Annotated in this window: 17 protein-coding genes and 1 other RNA gene; 3 read left to right on the forward strand and 15 right to left on the reverse strand. The window is 67.6% G+C overall.

Features of this window, described 5'->3' with window-relative positions:
• Positions 1-9: 9 nt before the first annotated feature.
• Positions 10-441: an Rrf2 family transcriptional regulator gene (locus RF701_RS15505; RefSeq protein ID WP_203308305.1), complete on the reverse strand. Its 432-nt coding sequence runs from the start codon at positions 439-441 to the stop codon at positions 10-12.
• Positions 442-509: 68 nt separating this feature from the next.
• On the opposite strand from RF701_RS15505, the gene ssrA reads away from it, so the two are divergent.
• Positions 510-923, forward strand: a transfer-messenger RNA (tmRNA) gene (gene ssrA / locus RF701_RS15510).
• Positions 924-1118: 195 nt separating this feature from the next.
• Here ssrA and RF701_RS15515 read toward each other — a convergent pair.
• Positions 1119-1322, reverse strand: a complete 204-nt coding sequence (locus tag RF701_RS15515; RefSeq protein WP_308815491.1) for a hypothetical protein — start codon at positions 1320-1322, stop codon at positions 1119-1121.
• Between the two features lie 168 nt (positions 1323-1490).
• Between RF701_RS15515 and RF701_RS15520 the strand changes: the two genes are divergently transcribed.
• Positions 1491-2279 carry a class II aldolase/adducin family protein gene (locus RF701_RS15520; RefSeq protein WP_308815492.1) on the forward strand — a complete coding sequence of 263 codons (789 nt, stop codon included), beginning with the start codon at positions 1491-1493 and terminating at the stop codon, positions 2277-2279.
• Between the two features lie 114 nt (positions 2280-2393).
• Here the strand turns inward: RF701_RS15520 and RF701_RS15525 are convergent, their stop codons facing one another.
• Together RF701_RS15525 and RF701_RS15530 are read right to left on the reverse strand one after the other, a co-directional pair.
• Positions 2394-3383, reverse strand: coding sequence for a sensor histidine kinase (locus RF701_RS15525; RefSeq protein ID WP_210356783.1), 990 nt, complete (start codon positions 3381-3383; stop codon positions 2394-2396).
• The gene (locus RF701_RS15530) at positions 3373-4140 is read right to left on the reverse strand and encodes a Crp/Fnr family transcriptional regulator (protein WP_308815493.1); all 768 of its coding nucleotides are present in this window, start codon (positions 4138-4140) and stop codon (positions 3373-3375) included. The genes RF701_RS15525 and RF701_RS15530 overlap by 11 nt, the downstream gene beginning before the upstream one ends.
• Before the next feature lie 84 nt (positions 4141-4224).
• Between RF701_RS15530 and RF701_RS15535 the strand changes: the two genes are divergently transcribed.
• A complete protein-coding gene (locus tag RF701_RS15535) occupies positions 4225-4608 on the forward strand; it encodes a response regulator (protein WP_203308300.1) in 384 nt (127 codons plus the stop codon).
• 128 nt (positions 4609-4736) lie between these two features.
• On the opposite strand, the gene pnp is transcribed toward RF701_RS15535, so the two are convergent.
• The 11 genes from pnp to RF701_RS15590 form a co-directional block, all read right to left on the reverse strand.
• The gene (gene pnp, locus RF701_RS15540) at positions 4737-7082 is read right to left on the reverse strand and encodes a polyribonucleotide nucleotidyltransferase (RefSeq protein ID WP_210356781.1); all 2346 of its coding nucleotides are present in this window, start codon (positions 7080-7082) and stop codon (positions 4737-4739) included.
• A gap of 215 nt (positions 7083-7297) precedes the next feature.
• The gene (rpsO, locus tag RF701_RS15545) at positions 7298-7567 is read right to left on the reverse strand and encodes a 30S ribosomal protein S15 (protein ID WP_198352289.1); all 270 of its coding nucleotides are present in this window, start codon (positions 7565-7567) and stop codon (positions 7298-7300) included.
• A gap of 17 nt (positions 7568-7584) precedes the next feature.
• On the reverse strand, positions 7585-8466 hold the full coding sequence (truB, locus tag RF701_RS15550; RefSeq protein ID WP_210356780.1) for a tRNA pseudouridine(55) synthase TruB: 882 nt from the start codon (positions 8464-8466) through the stop codon (positions 7585-7587).
• A gap of 44 nt (positions 8467-8510) precedes the next feature.
• Positions 8511-8909, reverse strand: coding sequence for a hypothetical protein (locus tag RF701_RS15555; RefSeq protein WP_308815494.1), 399 nt, complete (start codon positions 8907-8909; stop codon positions 8511-8513).
• Positions 8910-8970: 61 nt separating this feature from the next.
• Complete coding sequence (locus RF701_RS15560; RefSeq protein ID WP_308815495.1) at positions 8971-9663, reverse strand: site-2 protease family protein; 693 nt, start codon at positions 9661-9663, stop codon at positions 8971-8973.
• Positions 9664-9812: 149 nt separating this feature from the next.
• Positions 9813-10391 (reverse strand): thymidine kinase, encoded by a 579-nt coding sequence (locus RF701_RS15565; protein ID WP_308815496.1) that lies wholly within the window; start codon positions 10389-10391, stop codon positions 9813-9815.
• Entirely contained in the window at positions 10391-10783 is a 393-nt protein-coding gene (locus RF701_RS15570) for a type II toxin-antitoxin system VapC family toxin (protein ID WP_308815497.1), read from the reverse strand. Before RF701_RS15570 ends, RF701_RS15565 begins: the two co-directional genes overlap by 1 nt.
• Before the next feature lie 4 nt (positions 10784-10787).
• Positions 10788-11051, reverse strand: a complete 264-nt coding sequence (locus tag RF701_RS15575; protein WP_308815498.1) for an AbrB/MazE/SpoVT family DNA-binding domain-containing protein — start codon at positions 11049-11051, stop codon at positions 10788-10790.
• Between the two features lie 31 nt (positions 11052-11082).
• Positions 11083-11469, reverse strand: coding sequence for a 30S ribosome-binding factor RbfA (rbfA, locus tag RF701_RS15580; protein WP_210356774.1), 387 nt, complete (start codon positions 11467-11469; stop codon positions 11083-11085).
• Between the two features lie 147 nt (positions 11470-11616).
• Positions 11617-14460 carry a translation initiation factor IF-2 gene (infB, locus tag RF701_RS15585; RefSeq protein WP_308815499.1) on the reverse strand — a complete coding sequence of 948 codons (2844 nt, stop codon included), beginning with the start codon at positions 14458-14460 and terminating at the stop codon, positions 11617-11619.
• Complete coding sequence (locus RF701_RS15590) at positions 14457-15164, reverse strand: DUF448 domain-containing protein (RefSeq protein WP_308815500.1); 708 nt, start codon at positions 15162-15164, stop codon at positions 14457-14459. The genes infB and RF701_RS15590 overlap by 4 nt, the downstream gene beginning before the upstream one ends.
• Positions 15165-15273 lie beyond the last annotated feature (109 nt).

Below are 15273 nucleotides of genomic sequence, written 5' to 3' on the forward strand. Positions count from 1 at the left end.
GGCGGTGCGTTATGCCGCCGCCAGATCCCGCGCGGTCGCGTCCGCAAGGCTGGTGCCGTCGAGGATCCGGGCGGTCTCGTCCCGCACGCGCATCATCGCGTGGCGGATCGCGCAATCCGCCTCGCTCTTGCAGTCCTTGCACGGCCTGTATGCGGTCCGGCTGACGCAAGGCACGAGCGCCAGTGGCCCCTCGATCGTGCGGATGACGTCGCCGAGCGAGATGAGGTGGCGCGGCCTGGCGAGCAGATACCCGCCCATCTTGCCCCGGTGGCTGTGCAGCAGGCCCGCGTCGCGCAGGTCGGCGAGGATCAGCTCGAGGAATTTGCGCGGCACGTTCGCCTCCGCCGCGATGCGGGTCATCGGAATAGGCGGGCTGGCTGGCGGTGCTTCGGCGAGGAACAGCATCGCGCGCAGCGCGTAGCGTGAACGCTGGGTCAACATGGTCGCCCCCTATGCGCTTATTGTGGCAAGCGAAAGGCGTGGATCGGCCCGATCGCAATGATCGGGTAGCCATTGCGGCCGGCCGGCGGCGCGACTATATCGACGGTGTTGGCTTCCAGCCGGCTATGGCGATAAACTGCGGCGTATAATAGACGCAGCGGACCCGGGGGCAGTACCCGGCGGCTCCACCATCGCAGCTGAACGACAGGGTGCCATGCGCGACGCGTGCCACCCGCGGGCTTCATCAAGGGTATCGCTTTGAGGAAGCACGGTAGCTCAGCTTCGCTGATGGGGCCGAACCAGGATCGACGTGTGTTGAAAGGCGCTGTTTTCGCTCGGAATGGGACCACCGCAACGGCCCATTACACAAGTGCCAACGATAACGAAGCACTCGCGATTGCGGCGTAACTGAGGGCCTCGCGGCCTAAGGTTACCCCAAAATAGCGCGGTCGGACCCCACCGGGCAACAGAAGGGGATTCCAGCGGCCGCCGGAGGGGCCGGGCAACAGAACCCTCCGGACCTTTCCCCCACAACGACGGTCTTGCGCCGCCCCGGCCGCTCCGTTTCGCGCGTACGGCGGCGCGTTCTTCCTGCCTGGCTGCGGTCAGCTCTGGCAAAGGTCGTCGATCGCGCAGGATCGACCCGCTCGCCCCGGGGTTTCGCCCGGGCCGATCCTTCAGACCTGGATCGTCAGACGCGTGCGTGGTCCGGCGGCATGATCCTGAGCGAGCGCCGCATAGCGATCCGCCAGCTGAAGATGGACGAGGCGTCCCTCGGGCGAACCGGCGTGCAACGCCAATGCGCGCTCCTGGCGTTCGCGATGTTCGTAATAGGCCCGATGCCGCTGGGCATCGGTCGTCGACGAGTTGGTGATGGACATGGCAGTCTCCGGTCGCGGTTTCGGCACGCTTGGGCCAACACCATGTCTTCATACGATATTTTGGCGGAAATCGCGTTTACCTGTATTAGGTGAGCCCGTTACGGGTGCGATTGCCGGGTACGGCGCGACGCGGTAGTATCGGTAGCAAAGAACAACCGGAGAGATGCCATGGCGACCGCGACCGTAACCGCCCCGATGCCCGATTCACGGTCGGCGACGATGAGCCCAGGCGAATGGCAGGCGCGCGTCGACCTTGCCGCCGCCTATCGGCTGGTCGCCCTTTACGGCTGGGACGATCTGATCTTCACGCATCTGTCGGCACGCGTGCCGGGGCCGGAGCATCATTTCCTGATCAACCCCTACGACATGATGTTCGAGGAGATCACCGCGTCGAGCCTGGTCAAGATCGACGTCAACGGCGCGCCGGTCGGACCGAGCAGCCATCCCGTCAACCCGGCCGGGTTCACGATCCATTCGGCGATCCACATGGCGCGGGAGGACGCCGCGGCCGTGATGCATCTGCATACCCCGCATGGCCAGGCGGTGAGTGCGATGGAGTTCGGACTGCTGCCGCACACGCAGACCGCGATGATCGCCAGTCACGACGTCGCCTATCACGACTATGAGGGCATTGCGACCGATCTGGATGAACGCGAGCGGCTGGTCGCCGATCTGGGCGCGCGCAATGCGATGATCCTGCGCAACCACGGCACGCTGGCGGTCGGTGAGACCGTGGGCGCGTGCTTCGTCCGCCTGTACTTCCTCGAACGCGCCTGCGAGGCGCAGGTGCTGATGTTGTCGGCAGGGCGCGAGAACCTCAACACGCCGCCGCAAGGCGTGGAGGAGAAGGTCGCGCAACAGTCCAGCCCGAAGGGCATGGGGATGCTGGCGCAGGCGCTCGCCTGGCCGGCGCTGTTGCGCAAGCTCGACCGGATCGATCCGAGCTATCGCGACTAGAGGCTGAGCCAATCGCGGGGAAGCGGTGCCGGCCCGGAGGCAGTTTGCGCCTTCAAATGATGACGCAGCGCCGTTCCCTCGAACGTGGCGTCGCGGCGCCATTGCCCGGCTCGATCATATCCGGGCGGCGGATCCCGGGGCTGTCGGTAGTGGAATCTCCATGGCGCAGAGCAGGCCCCCCGGCCGGAAATCTAGCATCACCGTCGCGTCGATTTCGTAGTGCAGGCTGCGTGTCAGCAGTTCCAGGCCGAAGCCTTCGCCGGCCGGCGGGGTGATGCCGCCGCCCGGCACGTCCTCGTCCCAGACAAGGCGAAGCCGTAGGGCGTCGCCTTGCGCGTCGAGCGACCAGTGGATCGCGATCCGGCCGCCTTCGCGGGCGAGCGCACCGAATTGGACCGCATTCGCAACCAGTTCGTGCAGCGCCAGTCCTAGCTGGTCGGTGAGCCGTGGCGGCAGCCGGACTTCCGGCCCGCCATAGCTGACGCGATTGCGATATCCCGCCTGGTTCGCGAGCAGCTCGTCGGCGAGCAGCGCCTCCAGATCGGTGCCCTGTTCCTCGCCGCGCAGGATATGGCCCTGCGCGCGTGCGAAGGCGGCGAGGCGTCCGTCAAAGCGTGCGCGATAATCGTCCACCGTCTCGCTGGTCTCCGCCGTGCGGCGTGCGACCGAGCGTATCACCGACAGCGTGTTGCGGACGCGATGCTGCAGGGCAAGGCGACGCGTCCGCTCGCGATCGAGCCGGCGTCGCAGATCGTCGATGTCCACTGCGCTCGCGATCCACGTCGCCACCCCGTCATGCTCCTCGCGCATCGTCTGGATGCGGAGCCAGCGGTAGCCGCGCGTACCGGCCAGCGTGACGCGCAAGTCGACGACGCCGCTGCCTTCCGCCTGCGCGCCCCGCCACATCGTCGCAAGCGCGGCGCGGTCGTCAGGATGGATGTGCTCGATCCACCCTCTGTCGAGCGACAGGCTGGCATCCTGGCCCGTCAGCGCATGCCACCAGGGCGCTATCCATATGCAGCGTCCGTCCGCCGTGCCGCGCCAGCCCGGCTGCGGGAACGCGAGCGCCGATGGGGCGGCCGGATCGATGGGCTCAACCATCATGGTCCGGGCTGCGGCCCGCCTGATCGAGATGGAGATAGTCCGGGCTGAACATCGCGACGTCGCACAGGCCTTCGAGATCGAGCGCCTCGAATTCGCCGCCCTTCCAGCGGATGAGGCCGCGCCCTCGCAGCTCCTGGACCATGCGATTGACGTGGACCGGCGTCATCCCCGTGGTTTCCGCCAGGTCGGTCTGTGTCAGCGGGATGTCGCAGCTGTGTCCGGCGACGAGACCCACCGCCCGCAAGCGGAAGAAGAGCTCACAGAAGAGGTGGGCGAGCCGCTCCAGCGCGTCCCGCTGCCCCAGGTTGACGATCCATTCACGCGAGGTCGCCGCCTTCGTCAACGCGTCCCACCACAGGGCGCGCGTCAGGGAGATACTGTAGCCCGTCATCATGTCGATGCGATCGGGCGATAATTCGACATAGCGGACCGGGGTGAGCGCGCCGATCGAATGATCCATCTCGTCGAGAATATATCCATGAATATCGCAAAGGTCCCCGGGCAGGTGGATCGACATGATCTGGCGTCGGCCGTCCTCCAGCGTCTTGTAGCGAAATGCCCAGCCTTCCACGATCAGGGGGACGCCGCGTGGCCGGTCGCCTTCACGGATCAGGTCCCGACGCTGACGGACGGCAATCTCAGGACCGGCCACGGCCTTGTCGACGACCGTCTGCTCGGCTTCGGATAGCCGGACGTAGCGGCACAATCGAGCGACGAGCGGATTGGGCGCGGTGTTGAGCATGGCCAAGGGTGACATCAGTATAGATCAGGATCGTTCACCCATGTTAGCGCTGTTGCGGTCGAAATGATTATTCCTTGAAATACAGGGAGTAAGATAATCATGTCTTTACCATCGCCGCTTGCGGGCAAGCATATTCTGGTCGTCGAGGACGAATATCTGATCGCGGACGACTTCGCTCGCGTGCTGACCGGAGCGGGCGCGCAGGTGGTGGGACCGGCGGCGTCGCTGCCGCAGGGCATGAGGCTGGTCGGTGACGCGCAGGCGCTCGACGCCGCCGTGCTCGACATCAATCTGCGCGAGACGATGGTCTATCCGTTGATCGATCGCCTGATCGGCGACGGCGTGCGCGTGCTGCTGACCAGCGGATATGACGAGACGGTGATCCCGGCGGCCTATCACCATCTGCCGCGCTACGAGAAGCCGGTGTCCGCGCCGCGCCTCTTGCGTGCCACGGAGGAGCTGCTGGCCGACGATCGGTCCTGAGGGGCGACCCTGCGCGGCTGCCGCGCCTTTCTGCTCGTCCGTTGCCAGGGGACAGGGCGGGCGCAAAAAATAGGGCCGGGTGGCGACACCCGGCCCTTTCTCTTGTGTCTTCGGTCGGACCGACAGGATCAGTCGCGATCGCCGGTCAGGAAGGCGGGCGCGAAGTCGGGCGCGGGGCCGTCGTCGTTGCCGCCGCCGTTACCGCCTTCGCCGCGCTCGCGACGCGGACCGCGGTCGCCGCCGCGGTCGCCGCGGTCCCGGCGCGGGCCGCGATCGCCACGGTCGCCGCCGTCGCGACGCGGGCCGCGATCGCCGCGGTCACCACGCGGGCCACGGTCGCCACCCTCGCGCGGCGCACGCGCCGGGCGGGTGTCCTCCAGCTCGGCGCCGGTCTCCTGGTCGACGACGCGCATCGACAGGCGGACCTTGCCGCGCGGATCGATCTCGAGAACCTTGACCTTGACTTCCTGGCCTTCGGACAGGACGTCGGAGACCTTCTCGACGCGCTCGTTCTTGATCTCCGAGACGTGGACGAGACCGTCCTTGCCGCCCATGAAGTTCACGAACGCGCCGAAGTCGACGAGATTGACGACCTTGCCGTTGTAGATCTTGCCGACCTCGGCCTCTTCGACGATGCCCTTGATCCAGTTCATCGCCGCCTCGATCTGCGACGCGTCGGACGAGCTGATCTTGATCACGCCTTCGTCGTCGATGTCGACCTTCGCGCCCGTCGTCGCGACGATCTCGCGGATCACCTTGCCGCCGGTGCCGATGACGTCGCGGATCTTCGACTTGTCGATCGTCATCGTCTCGATGCGCGGCGCATGCGCGCTGAGTTCGGTGCGGGTCTCGCCCAGCGCCTTGCTCATCTCGGCGAGGATGTGCGCGCGGCCCTCATGCGCCTGCGCCAGGGCGACCTTCATGATCTCCTCGGTGATGCCGGCGATCTTGATGTCCATCTGCAGGCTGGTGATGCCCTCGCTGGTGCCGGCGACCTTGAAGTCCATGTCGCCCAGGTGATCCTCGTCACCCAGGATGTCGGACAGGACGGCGAAGTCCTTGCCCTCCAGGATCAGGCCCATCGCGATGCCCGAGACGGGGCGCTTCAGCGGCACGCCCGCGTCCATCATCGACAGCGAGCCGCCGCAGACGCTGGCCATCGACGACGAGCCGTTCGACTCGGTGATGTCGCTGGTGACGCGGATCGTGTAGGGGAACTCTTCCTTGGTCGGCAGCACCGGGTGCAGCGCGCGCCACGCCAGCTTGCCATGGCCGATCTCGCGACGGCCCGGCGCGCCGAAGCGGCCGACTTCGCCGACCGAATAGGGCGGGAAGTTATAGTGCAGCATGAAATGCTGGTAGGTCAGGCCGCCGAGGCCGTCGACCATCTGCTCCGCGTCGCGGGTGCCCAGCGTCGTCGTCGCGATCGTCTGCGTCTCGCCGCGGGTGAACAGCGCCGAACCGTGCGCGCGCGGCAGGAAGTGGACTTCCGCGGCGATCGGGCGGACCGTCTTGGTGTCGCGGCCGTCGATGCGGCGGCCTTCCTTCAGGATGGCGGTGCGAACGACTTCGGCCTCGAGCTTCTTGAACGCCTTGCTCGCCTTCAGCGCCTCGACCGGCGCCTCGTCGGCGGTCATGGTCTTCAGCTCGGCCTTGAGCGCGGTCAGCGCGGCCTGACGCTCGGCCTTCTTGACGTTCTTGTAGGCGGCGTCGATCTTCTTGGCGAAGGTCGGGCGCAGCTTCTCGACCCATGCCTTCGTCGGGTCGGTGATGTCGACGTCCCACGGATCCTTCGCCGACTTTTCGGCGAGGTCGATGATCGCGTCGATGACCTGCTGCGACGCCTTGTGCGCGAACATGACCGCGCCGAGCATCACGTCCTCGGACAGCTCCTTGGCTTCCGACTCGACCATCATCACCGCGTCGTGCGTCGCGGCGACGACCAGGTCGAGGTCACCGGCGGCGACCTCGCCGTCGGTCGGGTTCAGCTGATATTCGCCGTCCTTGTAGCCGACGCGCGCGCAGCCGATCGGTCCCATGAAGGGAACGCCGGAGATGGTGAGGGCGGCGGAGGCGGCGATCATCGCGAGGATGTCGGGCTCGTTCTCGCCGTCGTACGAGAGGACCTGCGCGATGCAGTTGATCTCGTTGTAGAAGCCTTCGGGGAACAGCGGGCGGACCGGACGGTCGATCAGCCGGCTGATCAGCGTCTCACGCTCGGTGGCGCCGCGCTCGCGCTTGAAGAAGCCGCCGGGGATGCGTCCCGCGGCCGAATACTTCTCCTGGTAATGAACGGTGAGCGGGAAGAAGTCCTGGCCTTCCTTGACGCTCTTGGCGGCGGTGACGGCGCACAGCACGACGGTCTCGCCGAGGGTCGCGAGCACCGCGCCGTCGGCCTGGCGGGCAACGCGGCCCGTTTCGAGAGTTAGCGTCTTGCCGCCCCACTCGATTTCCACCTTCTTGGTATCGAACATTTTCATTCCTTCACTCCCGCGCGCCCTATGCGGCGGGGGCCTATGAGTGAGCCGTTATTGGCTCGAGGAAGACGGCCGGATTGCCGCCCCCTTGTGCTCCTGCGACCGCAGGAGCCCAGAGTTGCAGGGCGTCGGGCCCTTGACTCTGGATGCCCGCCTGCGCGGGCATGACGCAATACGTAAACGGCCCGCCGAGGCGGGCCGTAACGATTGCGTCACTTGCGAAGGCCGAGCTTCGCGATCAGCGCCAGATACCGATCGCCATCCTTGTGGCGGAGGTAGTCCAGCAGGCTGCGGCGCTTGTTGACCAGCATCAGCAGGCCGCGACGCGAATGGTTGTCCTTGGCGTGGCCCTTGAAGTGTTCGGTCAGGTTCTTGATGCGCTCCGACAGGATCGCGACCTGCACCTCGGGCGAACCCGTGTCGCCCTCTTGGCGGGCGTGTTCCTTGATGAGCTCCTGGCGGCGCTCTGCAGTGATCGACATCGTCGTCCTTTCTCTAACTACAGGTTGAAGCCACGGACGACGCGGACGCTTCCGTCCTCCACCTCCACCAGCGCGACCGGGACATCCCCCAGCATCGCGAACGCGGAGCCATCGTCTGCGGCGATCCCGGCCAGCACACGCCCCTGTCGGAGCGCCCCTGCCTGGTCGGGAGAGAGAGCAAGAGCCGGGATGTCGTCCAGCCCCGCCCTCAGCGGCAGGAGTAGGTGTTCAAGCTCGCGCGCCATAGCGGCTTCGTGCAATTTGTCCAGCGATATCGCCTGGGACAGGTCGAACGGCCCGGCCTTCAGCCGGCGCAGCATCGTGACGTGACCGACGGTGCCGAGCGCGAGCGCGATGTCGCGGGCGAGGCTGCGGATGTACGTGCCCTTGGAGACATGAGCGACGAGCGTCGCCTCCTCGCCGTCGGCCGCAGACAGGCTGAGTTCGTGGACGATCACGTCCCGGCTCTTCAGCACGACCTCCTCGCCGGCGCGCGCCAGGTCGTAGGCGCGTTCGCCGTCGACCTTCAGCGCCGAATAGGCGGGCGGTACCTGCGCGATCGGTCCCGTGAAGCGCGGCAGAACGGCCTCCACGTCCGCCGGCAAGGGGCGCCCGGCCGCCGTCGCGATCACCTTGCCCTCGGCATCCAGCGTATCGGTCTGCTCGCCGAAACGGATCGTGAAGGCATAGGCCTTGTCGCTGTCGAGCATCCGGCCGGCGAGCTTGGTCGCTTCGCCGACGGCGATCGGCAGGACGCCGGTCGCCAGCGGGTCGAGCGTGCCGCCATGGCCGACCTTCGCCTTGCCATGGCCGGCCTGTCGAAGCGCGCGCTTGACCGCGGAGACGCCCTGGGTCGAGCCAAGGCCGAGCGGCTTGTCGATGATGATCCAACCGTGCATCGGACGGGCGGGTAACGACCGTGCCGCACGATGCAAGTGTCGTGTCAGCCGGCGGGGTGGGGGCGGGGGCGGGGGCCGCCGGGCCACCCAGCCGGCGGCGCGCTGGTACGGATGCTCGTCACGCCGCAGATCTGATTGGGGAAGCGCGCGACGCTGACCCGCGAGAAGCGATCGAACGTCCCGTTCGGATCGGTCGTGTAGGTCAGCGTGTCCAACGCGCGGTCGCGCGCGCAAGGACCGGTCAGCTTCACGCGATACCAGTTCAGGGTGCGGTCGCGGACGTAGACGATATTGCTGCCGGTCGGTCCGGGCTGCCAGTCGCGAAGGCCGCCTCCCGCCGCGAAGGAGATCACGGTCTCCTTGTCCAGGTCGCGTGGCGGACGAGCGGTCGCGGTTGACGCCAGCAAGGCGGTGACGAGCATCGGAAGAAGCAGGTTTCGCATGGACGGAGTCCCTGACAGTGATGCGATCAACGGGGGATGCGCGCTCGTGGTTCCTCTATCCTCAGCCCGCGAACGCACCGGCGATGGTCAGGAACCAGCCGATCAGCGCCTGTGCCGGCGGTGCGATCAGTCGACCGACGATGTCCAGTCGCGGCGAGAGCATCGGCAGCAGCACTAGCACGCCGATGAGCAGCAGCAGGCCGAACTGGCCGAGCCGCGCATAGCGCGCCGCGAGCGGGCGCGGCAGCACGCCCTCCACGACATGGCCGCCATCAAAAGGCGGGATCGGCAACAGGTTGAACAGCGCAAGGAAGACGTTGACGGCCAGGAAGTTGAGCAGATTGGCCAGGATGAACGCGGCGAGGCCGGTCGGCTCGGCGCCGTGCATGGTAACGCCGAAGATGCCGAGGCCGATCGCCGCCAGCGCGGCCAGCGCGAGGTTCATGCCGGGTCCCGCCAGGGCGACCGCCACCATACCCCATCGCGGGTTACGCAGCCGCTCCGCGACGACGGGCACCGGCTTCGCCCAGCCGAAGACGGGCGCTCCGGCGACGGCGAGTCCGAGGGGCAGGATGAGCGTCCCGACGGGATCGACATGGCGGAGCGGGTTGAAGCTCAGCCGCCGCCGTTCCGCCGCGGTCGGGTCGCCCAGCCATTTGGCCATCCAGCCGTGCGCGACCTCGTGGAACACGATCGCGATGACGAGCGGGATGATCCAGACCGCTGTGCGGTAGACGATATGATCGGGGTTCATGCGTCCGATATGGCTGGGCGCCCGGCAAAGCGCCAGTGGGCCGGGATGCAGCGACAATAGCCGCCGTCAAACGTCCCGCGGCATGCCGGCTGGGGTCAGGCCGGAACCGGTCCGAAATGGTTGATCGCCGGGGCGGTCGCGGCGGTGGCTCAACCGCCGAGGGCTTCGCTGAAATGACGGCGGCACAAAGCGATGTAGCGATCGTTACCGCCGATCTCGGTCTGCTGACCTTCCGCGATCGCCCGCCCATCGGCATCGACACGCAGGTTCATCGTTGCCTTGCGCCCGCAGGTGCAGACGGACTTGATCTCGATGAGCGCGTCCGCGAGCGCGAGCAGTCGGGCCGATCCCTCGAACAGCGCGCCGCGGAAGTCGGTCCGCAATCCATAGGCCAGCACCGGAATGTTCATCACGTCGCAGATGCGCGCGAGCTGGTCGACCTGCATCGCCGACAGAAATTGGGCTTCGTCGACGAGCACGCAGGCGAGGGGCTCTTGCGCGTGCCGGTCTGCGACGCAGGCCGCAAGGTCGGTCGCGGTGTCGAACGGGGTCGCCGGCGCTTCCAGTCCGATGCGGCTGGTGATCGTCCCGCGCGCGAACCGGTCGTCGATCGCGGCGGTGAACAGCATCGTATGCATGCCGCGCTCGCGGTAGTTGAAATCCGCCTGGAGCAGCGTCGTAGACTTCCCCGCATTCATCGAGGCGTAGTAGAAATAGAGCTTGGCCATTAGGCGATCAGTTCAACCTGCGCGGGTGAGTCGGGGCCGGCGAGGCGGTGCAGCTTCTTCTCGAACGAGCCGAACCTTCCGGCCGGTCGCGCCGCTGCAATGTGTAGGTAGTCGGCCAACTCTCCACCCAAGGCGTAGCGGTCCAGCGCCCACTCCACGTCATCAGAGGCTTCGACCCGCACGCGCAACAGATGAGGCAGGTTGCTCAGCGCGGCATGGACACCGCGCCGGTCGTAACCGTAGCGGGAGCGTAGGACCCACTCCGTTTCCAGAAGCACCGTAAGCGGCACATACACGTCCTCGCGCTCGACAAGCGCCAATGCGGCGGCCAGCTGCCTCTCGTCGTCCGCCACGATCAGGCGGACGATGATATTGGTGTCGACCGCGATCAAGTGATCAGTCTTTCCAGTCTTGGAACAGCTCGCCAATACGGCTGGTCATGTCTTCCGCGACGACGACGGGCCCTTCGTATCGCGGCACACGCCGGCGAAATTCCTCATAACTGATGCGTTCGTGCTGGCCTACGGTCGGTTCCAGAACGATCCTGCGTCCCTCACGGTGGATGCTGAGCGTCTCGCCGGAGTGCAGGTCGAGGGCATCCCGCACATCCTTGGGAATGATGATCTGTCCGTCGGACGACATGGTGACCTCGAAGCCCATGCCGCTAAAATGCGGCGTGCCCGCGGGCTCGTCAATCCTCGCTCAAATCCCTCGCCACTTCCGGCTTGCGCAGGATGGCGTCGATGTGGCTGCCTTCGTCGAAGCTCTCGTCCGGGAGGAACTTGAGCTTGGCGGCATATTTGTTCTGCACGCGGTGCGCGACCTCGCGCTGGAGATAGGCGGTGTTGGTCCGCAGCGCCTTGAGCACCGCCTCCTCGTCCTTGCCGAGCAGCGGCTTCACGAACACGGTCGCATGGCGCAGGTCGGGCGACATGCGCACCTCGGTGACGCTGACCATGTGCTTGGCCAGCGTCTCGTCATGCACGTCGCCGCGCTGGAGGATTTCCGACAGCACGTGGCGGACCTGCTCGCCGACGCGAAGGGTGCGGACGGATTTTTCCTGTGGGTCTTTGTTCATCGTCGGTCCAAGCCCCCAATCAGGCGCGAGAGGGAGGGCCCCATTCGGCGCAGCCGACCGGGGGATGACGGTGCACGAGCCATCGGCCCTCACCCTTCGGCCGGTCGTGCCGGCTCCCTCCCTCTCCCGCTGGAAGAGGGATAAAGATTACAGCGTGCGCTCGCGCAGCTCGACCTCGAACGTCTCCAGGAAATCGCCGGAGCGGATATCGATGAAGTTGTTCGAGAAGGTCACGCCGCACTCCAGGCCTGCGCGGACTTCCGCCACGTCGTCCTTGAAGCGCCGCAGCGACGCGATCTCGCCGACGTAGACGATGACGTCGTTGCGCGTGATGCGCGCCTTGAGCGCCTTGCGGATCGCACCTTCGACGACGAGCAGACCCGCCGCCTTGCCGTGCTTGCCCGCCGAGAAGACCTCGCGGATTTCCGCACGGCCCACCACGGTCTCGAACGCCTCCGGCCCGAGCTCGCCCGCCATGCCGGCGCGGATCTCGTCGATCAGATCGTAGATCACGTCGTAATATTTCAACGCGACCTTATGGCGATCGGCGATCTGACGCGCATTCGCATTGGCACGGACGTTGAAGCCGATGATCGGTGCGCCCGAGGCCGCGCCGACGTTGACGTCGCTTTCCGTGATGCCGCCGACACCCGAGTGTAGGATGCGCACGCGGATGTCGTCGGTCGACAGCTTGTTGAGCGACGCGACGATCGCCTCGACCGTGCCCTGCGTGTCGGCCTTGACGACGACCGGATATTCGATCGCCTGATTGGCCTTCAGCGCGGAGAACATGCTTTCCAGGCTGGCCGGCGCCGCCGTGGTCCGCTTCTGCGTCAGCACGCTCTGGCGATATTCGGCGACCTCGCGGGCACGCGCTTCCGTCTCGACGACCTGCAGCGGATCGCCCGCCGAAGGAACGCCCGAGATGCCGAGGATCTCGACCGGCATCGCCGGATCGGCGGTCTTCACCTGCCGGCCCTTGTCGTCGATCAGCGCACGCACCTTGCCGCTCTCCGCGCCGACGACGAAGACGTCGCCGACCTTGAGCGTGCCGCGGGTGACGAGCACCGTCGCGACCGGACCGCGGCCCTTGTCCAGCTTAGCCTCGATCACCGTACCCTCGGCGGCACGGTCGGGATTGGCCTTCAGCTCGAGGATTTCGGCCTGCAGCTGGATCTTCTCGATCAGCTCGTCGAGACCGGTCTTCTTGAGCGCGGAGACCTCGACCTCCTGGACGTCGCCGCCCATGCTCTCGACCACCACCTCATGCTCGAGCAGACGCTCGCGCACGCGCTGCGGGTTCGCCTCGTACTTGTCGATCTTGTTGATCGCCACGATCATCGGCTTGCCGGCCGCCTTGGTGTGGTTGATCGCCTCGATCGTCTGCGGCATCAGCCCGTCGTCGGCGGCAACCACCAGCACGACGATGTCGGTCACGTCCGCGCCGCGCGCCCGCATGGCGGTGAACGCCTCGTGGCCCGGCGTGTCGAGGAACGTGATCTTCGACTTGTCCTTCAACGTCACCTGATAGGCGCCGATGTGCTGCGTGATGCCGCCCGCCTCGCCGCGGACCACGTCGGTCCCGCGCAGCGCGTCGAGCAGGCTGGTCTTGCCGTGGTCGACATGGCCCATGATCGTCACGACCGGCGGACGCGGCTTCAGCGACTCCTGCGCGTCCTCCGTCGTGTCGACGGCAAGGTCGATGTCGGAATCGGACACGCGTACGATGTTGTGGCCGAATTCGGTGACCAGCAGCTCGGCCGTGTCCTGGTCGATGGTCGCGTTGAGCGTGACGGGCATGCCCATCTTGAACAGCGCCTTCACCAGGTCGGCGCCCTTTTCGGCCATGCGATTGGCGAGCTCGGAGACGGTGATCGCCTCCGGCACCTGCACGTCGCGGACCTGCTTGGCCTGCTGCTCGCGCGGGCCGCCGAACGCACGCTTTTCCTTCTCGCGGGCGCGCTTCAGCGCGGCGAGGCTGCGCGCGCGCGCGCCGCCGTCCTCGTTGAGCGCACGGTTGACGGTCAGCTTACCGCCACGACGCTCGTCGCCCTTGCGGTCGCGCTGCTGCGGACGGCTCGGCGGCGCGTTGCGCGGCGTCGCCTGGCCCGACGGCATCGGCCGGTTGGGCGCGGACGAGGAAGCGGACGGCTGCGCAGCCTGCGTCGGTGCAGGGGCGGGGGCCGGCGCGGGCTTCGGCTGCGGCTTCGGAATCTCCGGACGCGCGACCGGCGAGAAGCGGCGCGGCGCGGGCAGCGAGGGATCGCGGCCCAGCTCCAGCGACAGCGGCGCCGACGCTGCGGGCGCGGGCTCCGGCGCTTCGGCGACGGGAGCGGGCGCTGCCTCTACCGGGGCCGGAGCAGCCGGGGCGGACGCCGGCTCGGCCGCGGCCGCGGGTTGCGCTTCGACCACAGGCTCCGCGGCGGGTGGCGGCACGGGCCGCTCGACCGGACGGAAGCCGCGGCCGGCCGGCGTCGGCACGGACACGGTCGGGGTCGGCGCGGCGACGGGCGCCTCCGCCACGGGCACAGGGGCTTCCGGTTCAGAAGCCGGCTCAGGCTGCGGGGCAGGCGCCGCAGCAGCCGCGGCACGCTCCGCCGCGCGGGCGCGCTCCTCCTCGGCGGCCCGTGCGCGCTCGATCTCCTCGCGGCGACGCGCGTCCTCCAGCGCGTGCATGCGCTGTTCCTCGGCCTCGCGCAGCAGGCGTGCCTGCCGCTCCTGCGCCGTCTCGCCGGCGGGGGCGGGGCGCGGTGCCGGACGCGGGGCGGGTGCCTCCGCCGCGGGGGCCGGGGCCGCGACCGGCGTCGGTTCCGCCGCAGGCGCGGCTTCTCCAGGACGGCCAAGCACGCGGCGACGCTTCGTCTCCACGATCACGGTGTTCGAGCGGCCGTGGCTGAAGCTCTGCTTCACCTGGCCGGTCTCGACCGTACGCTTCAGCCCCAGGGGCGCGCGCATGCCAAGCTTCGGCTTCTCGTTGTCGGTCTCGCTCACTCAGATTCCTCATTTACGTCTACGGCCGGCAGCGCCCCGGTAACACCGGAGGGCGATGAACCTCGCGAGGCCGTTTCGCAAGGCGCAGGGGCAGATTCAGGTCCGATAAAATGCAGCCAGCGGTCGAGCGCGTCGCTCACCCGCGCGGCGGCAGCGCGGTCGGTCAGGCCGATGTGTACCACATTCTCGCGGCCCAGCGCCAACGACAATATGGGGCGTGCGACGGGCAGTGCCAACCCCTTCAGATCGCTACCTTCGCGATCCGATCCGACGCGCCACGCCTGGGCCAGCTTGCGCCGCCCGTCCTCGCTGGCGTCGGCGGCATGGTAGAGCGCGTGCAGCTGGCCCGATCGCGCCGCGGTCTCGATCCGCTCCGATCCGGTCAGCAGCGTGCCGCTGCGCGATTCGAGGCCGAGCCGATCGAGCGCGTTCCGCTCGAGCGCGTCGGCGATTCGCCGCGGCAGGTCGTCGGCGATGGTGAGTTCGGCGCCCTTGAACGCGCGCAGCAATGCGCCGCGCAACCGCTTCTTCGCAATCGCCTCTTCCAGCTCGGCGCGGGTGACGCCGATCCACGCTCCGCGACCGGGCGCCTTGGCGCGCACGTCGGGCAGTACCTGGCCGTCAGGAGCGAGCGCCAGCCGGACCAGATGGTCCCGCGCCTCGCGCTCCTGGGTGAGGATGCACTTGCGGATGGGATCGCTCATGCCGACGCCTCCCGGCCACGCACGTCGTCGTCCCCGCGCAAGCGGGAAGCCTGACGCGCAACGCTCTGCGAAGGAGCCGTCACGCCAGCCAGTCTGGATCCCCGCCTGC

The sequence above is a fragment of the Sphingomonas sp. GV3 genome, from assembly GCF_031082075.1.
Taxonomy (GTDB): Bacteria; Pseudomonadota; Alphaproteobacteria; order Sphingomonadales; family Sphingomonadaceae; genus Sphingomonas; species Sphingomonas beigongshangi.